The following is an 11,148-nucleotide window of genomic DNA, read 5'->3' on the forward strand; positions in this document are numbered from 1 at the left end:
CGCAGGCAGCGCGCTGCCCGGCGGTGCGCCCCACGGGCGATCAGCCCTCGCCGGTTCCTTCAAGCCGGTCGCGCAGAACGCTGATCAGGCGATGGGTCGCCTCAATGTCTTTCACTGACAAGCCATCCGCCAGACCATTGACCCACGGCACCTGCAAGCGTCCGGCGGCATCGTAGACCTGCCGGCCCTTGTCGGTGAGCACCACGAGCTGCGCCCGGCGGTGATGCGGGTTGGTCTCGAATGCGACGAGGCCATCCCGCTCGAGGTCGTTGACGATCCGCTGCACGTTCTGGCGGTTGGCTCCGAGATTGCGCGCCAGCCACGCTACCGGCTCCGAACGTTCGGCATCGACGATCGCCCCCAGGATCTGCCAGCGCGCGCTGGTGAGGCCGAGCGAGGCGACCAGCCGGTCGCCAGCAGTCAGGAGCAGGCCATTGGCCCGGAACAGGTCGAGGATGAGGCCGGTCAGGGCCTCGCCCGCTGGGGTTCGCCTGGCCTTGCTCATTTGTAATCATCGCTCTGCATTGACATCATCATGTCAAACTCATATGTAATGTATTGTCGAATTGACATGATAATACCAAATCGCGAGGAGTAATGCCATGCCCCAGATGCGCCCGCTCGACCCGAGCTTCCCGATCGACCGCCAGATCGCACTCGAAACCGGCCCCGTGGTGCTGGTCAATCTGTTCACGCTCGATGCCGCGGACGAACAGAGCTTCCTGACGAGCTGGCAGGACGACGCCGCTTTCATGAAACGGCAGCCCGGCTTCATCTCGACCCAGCTTCACCGCGCCGTCGGCGACAGTCCGACCTATCTCAATTACGCGGTCTGGGAATCCAATGCGCATTTCCGCGCGGCGTTCACCCACCCGGAATTCCGCGCGAAGATCGCGATCTACCCCGCATCCGCCGTCGCAAGTCCGCATCTGTTTCAGAAGGTCGCGGTAGCAGGCATTTGCGTGGCGTAGTCACCACATCGTCATTGCGAGCGCAGCGAAGCAATGAACGGGGGAGGGCCGCGCCGACGAACACTATCGCAGGGCGGCAAAGCGAAGCGTGCCACCATTTCTGTGCATTCGCCGAGAGAATCGTGGGCACGGCGCAAGTGCGCCTTCGCCCACCCTACGGCTTCTCAGCTTGCCGCGGGCAGCGCGCTGTCCGGTGGCGCGCCCCACGGGCGCTCGGCTGACGCCAACCCGATCAGGCGGCCCTGGATGTAATCACAGCCCCAGTCGCGCAGCATGCCTGCTGCTTCCTCGTCCTGCACCCATTCGGCGACGGTCTTGATGTCGAGCCGGCGGGCGAGGTCGATCAGGGTCTGCACGAAGGCGCGGTCATCGGCAGAACGGGTGATGTTCTGCACGAAGGCGCCGTCGATCTTGACGATATCGACGCCGAGCTTGCGCAGATTGCGGAACGAGGTGTAGCCGGCGCCGAAATCGTCGATGGCGATGCGGCTGCCGAAATTCTTGAGGCGGCTGACGAAGGCGCGAACGTCGTCGATGTCCTGGATCGCGACCGTCTCGGTGATCTCCACGATCAGCCGCTCGGCGACGCCGGGATGGGCGCGCATCAGCGATTCGATTCCCGCCCACCAGTCCGGGTCCATCGTCGTATCAGGCGAGATGTTGAGGCTGAGGCGGATGTCGGGCGCCGCCGCGAGCTCGGCCACCACCAGCTCGAGCACGCGATGATCGACGAGGCGGATGAGGCCGAGCCGCTCGGCGACCGGCACGATATCCGGCGCGAGCAGCACCTGGCCGTCGCCCTGGTCCATCCGCACCAGGCATTCGTGGAACGCGCCCTCGCGCGTGGCAGCCGAAACCACCGGCTCGTACGCGAGCTTGATGCGGCGCTCGTTCAGCGCGGTGACGATCTCGTCGGTGACGCGGATGTTGACGCGGCGCTGCGCGTCGCGCTCGGCGTTCGGACGCCACGCGGCGAACGAACCGGCGCGGCGGCGCTTGGCGGCGTCCAGCGTCTCGTGGGCGCGGTTGATGGCCTCGTCGGTATTGCGGGCATAGCGCGGCAGGCTGACCGCGCCGATCGAGACGGTGACGGATACCGGACCGGACTTGGTCGGCACCACCTCGTCACGGATGCCGGTGAGGAAGCGTTCGGCGGCGACGTTCATGTCGTCCACGGTACAGTTCTTCAGGATCAGGCCGAACTTGTTGCCGGAGAAACGGCCGAGCACGTCACCACCGCGCAAGCGCGCGCGAATGCGCTGGGCGACGTCGAGGATCACGGCGTCGGCGACGTCGAAACCGAAGGCGTCATTGACGCGGGCGAGATGATCGATGCCGACCAGCATGAAGGCCGCGGTCGAGCGGAAGCGGCTCGTCTCCTCGATCGCTTCGGCCAGCGCCGCGATCAGATGAGAGCGATTGAGCTCGCCGGTGAGCGGGTCGAGCCGCGCAAGCTTCGTCAATTCCTCGTCGCGGGCGTGCCGCTCATTGTTGATACGGACGGAGCCGAGCGCACGCATTGGGCGACCGTCGGCGCCGGCGAACCAGCGGCCGGTCTCCTCGACCCAGACCACGGGATCGGAGGCGCTCATGCGCACGCCATATTCGACCCGGTAGGGCGTGCCGTCGGCGCCGTGCACGGCGGATGTCTGCGCCAGCGCGGCGCTCCGCAGCGTTTGCGCAGGCTCGATCAGCTTGGCGAACTCCGCGCCGGTCGCAAGCCGCTCGGCGGGAATGCCGGGGAAAATCGCGCCGGCCTGCTCACCCCAGACGATGGCGTCGCTGGAAAGATCCCAGACGAAAACGGCTTGGCCGAGGGCGGCCAGGATTTCGGAGGCTTGCGGCAATGCAGGGGTCAAAAGCGCCTCGTTTCGGGACAGCGGGGAGTCCTAAGCCGGCACAGGATACGGCCAGATTCGCCTCAGACCCTATGCAAAGTTCATAAACAATTTGGAAACCACGTTCCCGAACTCGGCGGAACGGAATAGGCTCGTCCGGCATAGGCCTTGCGAGACCATCACATGCACCGGCGCCAGCGTCCCAAATCGCGCCAGTTCGACCGGATCAGCGGTGTTGCGATGGTGAATGAGGATCAAATCGAAGAGGCAACGCGGGAGGCGAGTACCGCGCTGGTACCGTTGACGCCGGTTTTGCAGTTGATCCGCAAGATGCCTCTGACACGCCCCGATCCGAGCTTCGTCACCCAGCTGATCGCCAATGCCGAGCACCTGCCCCAGGCAAGCCGGCTGCGCCGCGGCTCGTCCGAGGACGCATACCTCGCCTATGGACACAAGCGCCCGCTTCCGAGCGTCACTTCACGCACGCGTCAGGTGGCGTAAGGCCCTCAGCGCGGTAACTCGTCTTCACCTCTCCCGCAAGCGGGCGAGGGAGCGCACCGGCATCGCGGCAAGCTCAGCGCGGCTCTTCGGGCGAGGACGGCGTGCCGTTGCCCGGCTGCAAATGCGGCGAGGGAATTTCCGGCGATGGCGCGATGCCCTGGACCGGCTTCGGCGCCGGGGGATCCATCAAAACGGATTCGGCAACTGATTGCGCCGAGTGCGCCGGCGGCTCGGGCTGCGGTGCAGGCACCGGATCAAGCTTCGGCTCGAACACCGTCGCTGGCGGCGGCGCCTCGGCCTGGCGTTTCGCCTTGCGCGGCACCGCGACCGTCTCGGCAGCAACATAAGTGATGCGGCGGCGTGCACGTTGGGCAATGCCACCGAACAAGTCGGCCATCGCAAGCAGCACAAGCAGGAAGTAGGTGGAATTGCCGAATTTGGGCCACATCACGAATTCGGCCGCGGCCGCGCCGAAGATGATCAGCGACAGCAGATGATCCATCAGGAATTTCGCGCCGGGCCGCGCGCCCTTGACCACTTCCAGCAGCAACAGCAGCACGCCAAGCGCCAGCAGCAGATCGGCCAGCGTGACCGGCCAGGCCTCCCCTGACACCATCGGCACCTTGAACAGCACGTCCGAAAAGGACACGCTCGGCATCAGGAAGGCGATGATGTTGTACACCGCGAGCGGAATCAGAAGCAGCGGGAAACCGACCATCGGCAAAGCGCCTTCTCGATCAAGATGTCCGGGCAGGACAATGCGGCGGCGAAGCATCTGCTCCGCCGCCGTCACTGTCATATCTCATGGGTTGGCCGAAATCAGGCAGGTCAAATCATCCTGCCCGGAGAAAGGTCCTAAACCTTAGGACTCTTTCTTCTTCAGGACCTGACGGCCCTTGTACATGCCGGTCTTGAGGTCGAGATGGTGCGGACGACGGAGCTCGCCGGAGTCCTTGTCTTCCACATAGGTCGGCTTCTTGATGGCGTCTGCCGAGCGGCGCATGCCACGGCGCGACGGCGAGGTTTTTCTTCTCGGAACGGCCATTTCAATATCCTCTAGGGATTGGTGTTCATCCGGGCATCGTCCGCGGAGGGACGGCTCAGCACCCGCAATGCGAGGCGAGCTGAATGCCAATCAAGGCCGGGCTTATAGAGGAAGGTTGGCCGTAAAGCTAGGCTCTTGGACCGGAAAATCTGCCCGAAAAGGGCCAGAAATCAGCGATTTTCCCGCCAACAGGTCAAAAGCGAGGGGGCCTGCCCCCTCGCCACATAGGTCCCGGCCAGCCGCCGAACGCCCGGTCCCGGGGTCCTGGCGCTGCGTTTGACCGGATTCGGCAGGATCGAGGCCAAAAGGGCGGCTTCCCGGGGGGACAGGTTGGCGGCCGACTTGCCGAAAGCATAGGCGCTGGCCGCCTCCACGCCAAACTGGCCCTGGGGGCCGAGCTCGGCGATGTTGAGGTAGATTTCCAGAATCCGGTGCTTGGGCAGGACAAAATCGATCCAGAGCGCCAGCGGAAACTCCAGCGCCTTGCGGACGAAATCCCGGCCCTGCCAGAGGAAGAGATTTTTCGCCACCTGCTGGGTGATGGTGGAGGCGCCGCGGAACGGCGTACCGTCCTCCTGCGCATCGTCGATGGCCTCGCGTAGCGCGCCCCAGTCGATGCCGTGATGCTTGCAGAAATGGGCGTCCTCGGCCGCCACCACCGACCGCGGTACATAGGGCGACATCGTCGCCAGATCGATCCATTCCCGATGCATCGGCGCGCCCGTCAGCGAGCGCCAGGCCATCAGCGTCGAAACCGGATGCCCCGTGCGATAGAACGGTGCGATCAGATAGGGCGCGAGAGCCACGATCGCGAACGCTGCCAGCAGGATTTTAACGATGCGCAAATCGAACTTTCCGGCGCGAAATGAACGTGGCCGCGAATCCCGCCATTAAGTCTGTGATAATTCGGGCCTTTTCCAGCACTTTTTAGGCCTTCCAAACGATTGACTGGGGCGGGCGCATAAAGGATTGTCCCGCCGAATTTTAGTTCTGGAGCCTTTCTTGATGACCGGCACGTCCCCGTCCGATTTCGCCAAACGTCTGGACAAGACCGCTGATGACACCGAGGCCCTGCTCGGCCGCCTGCTGTCGGATGATATCCTGCACGATGAGATCGCCCGGCCCAAGCGACTGATGGACGCAATGCGCTATTCGAGCCTGAATGGCGGCAAGCGTCTGCGGCCGTTCCTGGTGGTCGAGAGCGCCACCGTGTTCGGCGTGCCGCGCGAGGCCGCGCTGCTCGTGGGTGCCGCGCTCGAGTGCATTCACTGCTACTCGCTGATCCATGACGATCTGCCCGCGATGGACAATTCGGACCTGCGCCGCGGCCGCCCCACCCTGCACAAGCAGACCGACGATGCGACCGCGATCCTCGCCGGCGACGGCTTGCTCACGCTCGCCTTCGACATCGTCACCCGCGACGAGATCCATCGCGACGCCAATGTGCGGCTGCTGCTGACGCGCGCGCTGGCGCGCTGCGCCGGCATCGGCGGCATGGTCGGCGGCCAGATCCTCGATCTCGCCGGCGAAGGCCGCTTTGGCGGCAACGAACCGATCGATGTCGCTCGCATTCAGCAGATGAAGACCGGCGCGCTCCTGCGCTATGGCTGCATCGCCGGCGCGATCCTCGGCCAGGCTTCGAGTGCGGAATACCAGGCGCTCGATGATTACGGTCGTGCACTCGGCGAAGCCTTCCAGATCGCCGACGATCTGCTCGACGTTGAAGGCGATGCGGCCGCGCTCGGCAAGCCGGCCGGGGCCGATGCGGCGCTTGGCAAGACCACCTTCGTCACCCAGCTCGGGATCGATGGCGCCAAGCAGCGCGTGCGCGATCTGCTCGCGCGCGCGGACGGCGCCGTCTCGATCTTCGGCGATCGCGCCGCCGTGCTGCAGGCCGCCGCGCGGTTCGTTGCCGAACGGAAGAACTGACCTTGGGTTTTCACCTCTCCCGCTTGTGGGAGAGGTCGCGCCGAAGGCGCGGGTGAGGGCTCTCTCCCCTTGGGGGTTCTTGCTTGCGGAGACACCCTCTCCCCTACCCTCGCAAGCGGGGAGGGAGCGCACCTTCGATGCCGCTCAAGCCTCACTGGACGATCTGCATGGAAAAAGAAGATCCCGTCCTCGCCCGCTTCCGTCAGATGTCGCGGCCGATGCGGCTGATTTACGCGCGGCCGCGGACCTTCATCTCGCTTGCCGTCGGCGTCCTCGTTTGCCTGCTCGTCCCCGGTTCGCACCGGCTGGTGACGCGACTGTTGTTCGGCTGGGATGCGCTGATCGCGGTCTATCTCGTGCTGGTCTACACGATGATGCTGTGTAACGACCACCAGCACATCCGCCGTGCGGCTGCGATGCAGGACGACGGCCGCTTCGTGATCCTGCTGGTGACGGCGATCGGCGCGTTCGCCAGCATCGCGGCAATCGTCTCCGAGCTCGGCACCCCGCACCGTGGCGCCGCGGAGCTCACCATCGCCATCACCACCATCGCGCTGTCCTGGGCCGCCGTGCACACGACCTTCGCGCTGCACTACGCCCATGACTATTACCGCCATCCGCCCGGCGGACTGCAGTTCCCGAGCGGCGACAAGGAAGACCACGCCGACTATTGGGACTTCGTCTATTTCTCTTTCGTGATCGGCATGACCGCGCAGGTCTCCGACGTCGGCATCACCGACAAGACCATCCGCCGCACCGCCACCGCGCACGGCATCGTGTCCTTCATCTACAACACCGCGTTGCTGGCGTTGACGGTCAACATTGCGGCGAGCGCGATCGCGACATAACCGTCACGGGTTTCTTGCGGCAGATCAGTTGCAGACCTCGACATTGGCGTCATTGTGAGGGCCGCCGCCGCCGTGATATTCGAGATGGCAGCCGCGCTTAACGGGACGGCAGAGCAGATCATTGCAAAAGACCTGACCGCCACCGCCCGTGGCGCGACCGGCAGCGGCAGCGATGCCACCCGCCGCTCCAATGGCCGCGCCACCGGACTGGCGACGCTGACGTGCGGGCCGCTCATCGCCGTCGTCGCGCTTGGCGGTTGCAGGCTTGCCCGGCTTGGCAGCGCGCTGCTTCTCGCATTCATTGTCGTCGTTCAGCGCATAGCCGTCGCCGCAGACGATCTTGGTGCACTTGTCACCGTCAGCCTTGAAGCCGTGCTCGCAGACCAGCGGGCAGACGCGCGACTGCTTTGACTTGACCGTGTCGAGCGCATCGGTGCTCGCCATCTTCACGTCAAGCTTGGTGCCGGCGTAGCGGTTGAACTGCGACAGCGACCGCTGCGAGGACGTATTCCAATTGCCGTCAGCCTGACCGGAGAAACAGCCGACGCGGCCAAGCTCGGTCTGCACCGAGCGGCTGAGATCCGCCGGCGCGGTTGCCGGCGTCAGCGAGGCGACATTGGTGCCGGCGGGGCTCGCCGCGCCGGCGGGAGCGGCGTTCGGGGCTGCGGCGGCGAGATTGACGCGCTGCTGCTCGGCAGCTGCCGCCTGCTGCTGCGCCTGCTCCTTGGCTTTCTGCGCGGCAAGCTGGGCCTGCTCGGCCGCCTTTGCGTCAGCCGCGGCCTTGGCCTGGGCGTCCTTCTGCGCACCAAGCGCAGCGAGACGATCGCGCTCGGCCTCGGCCTGCTTGGTCTTCTCGGTCGCGGCCGCATGAACCTGCTCGGCCTGGATCTTGTCGAGCTGGAGCTTGGCAAGGTTCGCATAGAAACCGTCCGGATGCTGGGCCAGGAAGGCTTCCCACGCCGGCTTGTTGCCGACCTGAAGTGCGAGCTCATAGTCGCGGCGCATGTCGGCCTGCGGGTTCGTCGCGGGCGCAGGCGCTGCCGCGGTCACGGGCGCAGGCGCGGCCTTGACCGGCACCAGCGGCACGTCTTCGCCACCGAGCGAGCCGTAGACGAACGGCTCCTGCTTGTTGCCGGTGGACTTGAGCACGTCGTCGCGAACGAAGCCGAAGGCGCGGCGGACGTCGAGGCCCGGCGTCGTCAGATGCTTCGACAGCGCGATCGTGAACGGGCTGTTGGCGCCGTCACCATCCTGCGCCGTGAAGCCGGCCTTGGCCGAATAGGCAATCAGCGTGTTGGTACTGGTCGGCTCGACCTGGGCCAGACCGCGGCCGATGCCGCGCGAGGCAAGCGTGCGCTTCATGGTCCTGCCGAACGGATTGTCGCGGCAGGCATCCAGGATCACCAGGCGAAGCTGCTTGGCCGGCTCGACCGCGACCAGCACGCGATCGAGCGAGAGCGCCTCATCATAGACGTCGGTGTCGCGCTCGAGCTTGGCATCGACCGGGATCAGATAGTTGGAGCCTTCGACCTCGATGCCGTGGCCGGCATAGTAGACCACGGCGATGTCGGCATCGCGGGTCGAATCGGCGAAGTCGCGCAGCACGCGCCGCGTGTCGAGCGCCGTCAGATCGCGACGGGAATCGACGACATCGAAGCCGGCATCCTTCAGCGTCTTCGCCATCACCGCACCGTCATTGACGGGGTTGGCGAGCGAAGGCGCGTGCTGATAGGCCGAGTTGGCCAGCACCAGCGCGACGCGCTTTCCGGCGAAAGCGGGCCCGGCGCCGAACAGCAGCGCGGCGGCGAGGAGCAATGGGCAAAGCCTGAACAAATTGCGCATGACACGACTTCCAAAAATTCGAGGTAGTTCACACCCTCAGGGATAGCCTTAGCAAGATCCGCCGCCTGCGCTTGTGATGGAGGTCACGAAGGCGGCGCCGACAGGCCGAGGAACCCTTTTTGTTAGTCGCGCCAGTGCGTTGGCGGTTCGCCGCCAAATGCACGCGGGCCGGTTTCCTCTAGCCATCGCCGATGTGCCCCCGATGCTGCGGCAGATCGTCCGTGATCTCGTGCCATGGCGCCTTGGAGCCGACGAAAATGTGGGCGGTCGGGCGGATCGAGGGGGCATCGACCAGGGTTCCCATGGCGACATGGGCCCATTGTCCGTCGCGGACCCTCGAATACAGCAGCGAGCCGCACCGGGCGCAGTGCGCGTCATGGGTGGTGTCGTCCCCGAAGAGCCGCCGCTGGTCCTCGCCCCTGACGAGGTGGAGCTTGCTGTATGCGATGCCGGCGAACGGCTTGAAGGCGGAACCGGTGGTGCGGCGGCAGTTCGAACAGTGGCAGTTCAGCGCGTAGGCGAATGCGTCCGCCACCTCGTAGCGGACGGTGCGGCAATAGCATTCACCGGCAAGGATGCGAGCGTTCGGTTGTTGCGAACCCGTCATGATGGCGCCCTCACGCAAATGGCAGAAGACATCCATAGCGCAATTTGATGTGTACGACTAAGTTCGCGGCCAGCCATCATTCAAAGGGATGACCCATGAGCCAGAACAGGTCCAGCGTCGAAGCGGTCGTGCAATCCTATTTTGACGGACTGTACGAGGGTGATGCCGACAAGCTCGGTGCCGTCTTCCACCCGTCCGCCGATCTGCGCTGGGTCGAAAAGGGCGAGCTGAAGATCCTGACCGTGCCGGACTGGCTCGCCTGGGTGCGCAAGCGCCCTTCCGCCAAGGCGGAAGGCAAGCCGCGCGAGGATTTCATCGTCACCATCGACCGCTCGGACGACAAGACCGCCTTCATCAAGGTCAAATGCCAGCTGCCGCCGCGGTTTTTCACGGATTACCTGGTGGCGATGAAGCTCGCCGACGGCTGGCAGATCGTGTCGAAATCGTATCGGTACGATCTGAAAGAGTGAGCGGCTCGCCTGCCGCTCACCGAAATCTGACGCGCCCGCCCCACATTCTCCGATTGCGACCCCAACTCTCGCCACATGTCATTGCGAAGCCCTTGCGACGAAGCAATCCGGAGTCTCTTCGCGGAGGGATTCTGGATTGCTTCGCTGCGCTCGCAATGACGGCGGGGATAGCCCGCACGTTGCTCCCCACCTCCGTCTCCCTCGAAAGTCATCTCATGCTGCTCGACCGCCGCTCCCTGCTCGCCTCGCTGTGCTGGATGGCCGCTTCTCCCGTGCTTGCTGCGGAGGCGCCGCCCGAACTCGAAGCTTATGAACGCGAAAGCGGCGGACGGATCGGGGTCTATGCGGAGAATCTCGCCACGGGCGCCAAGCTCGCCTGGCGGGCCGACGAGCGCTTCGTGATGTGCTCGACCTTCAAGGCTTCGCTCGCAGCCTGCGTACTGGCGCGGGTCGATCGCGGCGAGGAGCAGCTGGCGGCGATGATCTCTTACGGCAAGACCGATCTGCTGGAGTACGCGCCGGTCGCGAAGCAGAACCTGTCGGCCGGCGCGATGTCGGTCGCGGACATGTGCAAAGCCATCGTCGAGCTCAGCGACAACACCTGCGCCAATCTGCTGCTCGCGCGGATCGGCGGCCCCGCCGCACTCACGGCATTCTGGCGATCGATCGGCGACACCACCTCGCGGCTCGACCATAACGAGCCCCAGCTCAACCGCTCGCCACCCGGCGATCCCCATGACACCACGACGCCGGCGGCGATGGCCGGCAATCTGAAGCGGCTGGTCACGGGCGAGGCGCTGTCGCCCGCTTCGAAGGCCCAGCTCACCGAATGGATGGTGGGCTGCAAGACCGGCGCGAACCGGCTGCGCGGCGGCCTGCCGGCCAGTTGGACAATCGGCGACAAGACCGGCAACAACGGCAAGGACGCATCGGGCGATATCGCGGTCGCCTGGCCCAAACCGGAAGCGCCGATCCTGATCGCGGCCTATACCCAGGGCGGCGCACCGAATGCGGCGCAGCTCGAAGCGGTTTTCGCGCGGATCGGGCGCGTGGTGGCCGAACGGCTGGTCTAACCCAGTCACATTGACCTCTTGGCC

General features: G+C 65.2%; 13 protein-coding genes. 6 read left to right on the top strand and 7 right to left on the bottom strand.

Annotated features, from left to right (window positions below; genetic code table 11):
• Positions 1–40 precede the first annotated feature (40 nt).
• The gene (locus tag ACWAT4_RS38770; protein ID WP_212303307.1) at positions 41–505 is read right to left on the bottom strand and encodes a MarR family winged helix-turn-helix transcriptional regulator; all 465 of its coding nucleotides are present in this window, start codon (positions 503–505) and stop codon (positions 41–43) included.
• A gap of 97 nt (positions 506–602) precedes the next feature.
• Here ACWAT4_RS38770 and ACWAT4_RS38775 point away from each other — a divergent pair, with 97 nt between their 5' ends.
• Positions 603–971 (top strand): antibiotic biosynthesis monooxygenase family protein, encoded by a 369-nt coding sequence (locus ACWAT4_RS38775; RefSeq protein ID WP_212303306.1) that lies wholly within the window; start codon positions 603–605, stop codon positions 969–971.
• Between the two features lie 164 nt (positions 972–1,135).
• Here the strand turns inward: ACWAT4_RS38775 and ACWAT4_RS38780 are convergent, their stop codons facing one another.
• A complete protein-coding gene (locus ACWAT4_RS38780) occupies positions 1,136–2,830 on the bottom strand; it encodes a bifunctional diguanylate cyclase/phosphodiesterase (protein WP_212303305.1) in 1,695 nt (564 codons plus the stop codon).
• Positions 2,831–3,049: 219 nt separating this feature from the next.
• Between ACWAT4_RS38780 and ACWAT4_RS38785 the strand changes: the two genes are divergently transcribed.
• Positions 3,050–3,310: a hypothetical protein gene (locus ACWAT4_RS38785; RefSeq protein WP_212303413.1), complete on the top strand. Its 261-nt coding sequence runs from the start codon at positions 3,050–3,052 to the stop codon at positions 3,308–3,310.
• Between the two features lie 73 nt (positions 3,311–3,383).
• Here ACWAT4_RS38785 and ACWAT4_RS38790 read toward each other — a convergent pair whose 3' ends face one another.
• From ACWAT4_RS38790 to mtgA, 3 genes are all read right to left on the bottom strand, one after another.
• Complete coding sequence (locus ACWAT4_RS38790) at positions 3,384–4,028, bottom strand: hypothetical protein (RefSeq protein WP_212303304.1); 645 nt, start codon at positions 4,026–4,028, stop codon at positions 3,384–3,386.
• 144 nt (positions 4,029–4,172) lie between these two features.
• A complete protein-coding gene (gene rpmF, locus ACWAT4_RS38795; protein ID WP_007598106.1) occupies positions 4,173–4,355 on the bottom strand; it encodes a 50S ribosomal protein L32 in 183 nt (60 codons plus the stop codon).
• Between the two features lie 170 nt (positions 4,356–4,525).
• Entirely contained in the window at positions 4,526–5,200 is a 675-nt protein-coding gene (mtgA, locus tag ACWAT4_RS38800; RefSeq protein ID WP_212303303.1) for a monofunctional biosynthetic peptidoglycan transglycosylase, read from the bottom strand.
• A gap of 160 nt (positions 5,201–5,360) precedes the next feature.
• Here mtgA and ACWAT4_RS38805 point away from each other — a divergent pair, with 160 nt between their 5' ends.
• Both ACWAT4_RS38805 and ACWAT4_RS38810 read left to right on the top strand, forming a co-directional pair.
• Positions 5,361–6,284: a polyprenyl synthetase family protein gene (locus tag ACWAT4_RS38805; RefSeq protein WP_212303302.1), complete on the top strand. Its 924-nt coding sequence runs from the start codon at positions 5,361–5,363 to the stop codon at positions 6,282–6,284.
• Between the two features lie 137 nt (positions 6,285–6,421).
• Positions 6,422–7,132 (top strand): DUF1345 domain-containing protein, encoded by a 711-nt coding sequence (locus ACWAT4_RS38810; protein WP_249149120.1) that lies wholly within the window; start codon positions 6,422–6,424, stop codon positions 7,130–7,132.
• A gap of 24 nt (positions 7,133–7,156) precedes the next feature.
• Here ACWAT4_RS38810 and ACWAT4_RS38815 read toward each other — a convergent pair whose 3' ends face one another.
• Complete coding sequence (locus ACWAT4_RS38815; RefSeq protein ID WP_212303301.1) at positions 7,157–8,974, bottom strand: caspase family protein; 1,818 nt, start codon at positions 8,972–8,974, stop codon at positions 7,157–7,159.
• 178 nt (positions 8,975–9,152) lie between these two features.
• Positions 9,153–9,581, bottom strand: a complete 429-nt coding sequence (locus ACWAT4_RS38820) for a GFA family protein (protein WP_212303300.1) — start codon at positions 9,579–9,581, stop codon at positions 9,153–9,155.
• A gap of 95 nt (positions 9,582–9,676) precedes the next feature.
• On the opposite strand from ACWAT4_RS38820, the gene ACWAT4_RS38825 reads away from it, so the two are divergent.
• Together ACWAT4_RS38825 and bla are read left to right on the top strand one after the other, a co-directional pair.
• On the top strand, positions 9,677–10,051 hold the full coding sequence (locus tag ACWAT4_RS38825; RefSeq protein WP_212303299.1) for a nuclear transport factor 2 family protein: 375 nt from the start codon (positions 9,677–9,679) through the stop codon (positions 10,049–10,051).
• A gap of 215 nt (positions 10,052–10,266) precedes the next feature.
• Positions 10,267–11,124, top strand: a complete 858-nt coding sequence (bla, locus tag ACWAT4_RS38830; protein WP_212424338.1) for a class A beta-lactamase — start codon at positions 10,267–10,269, stop codon at positions 11,122–11,124.
• Positions 11,125–11,148 lie beyond the last annotated feature (24 nt).

Source organism: Bradyrhizobium sp. T-1, assembly GCF_053592855.1.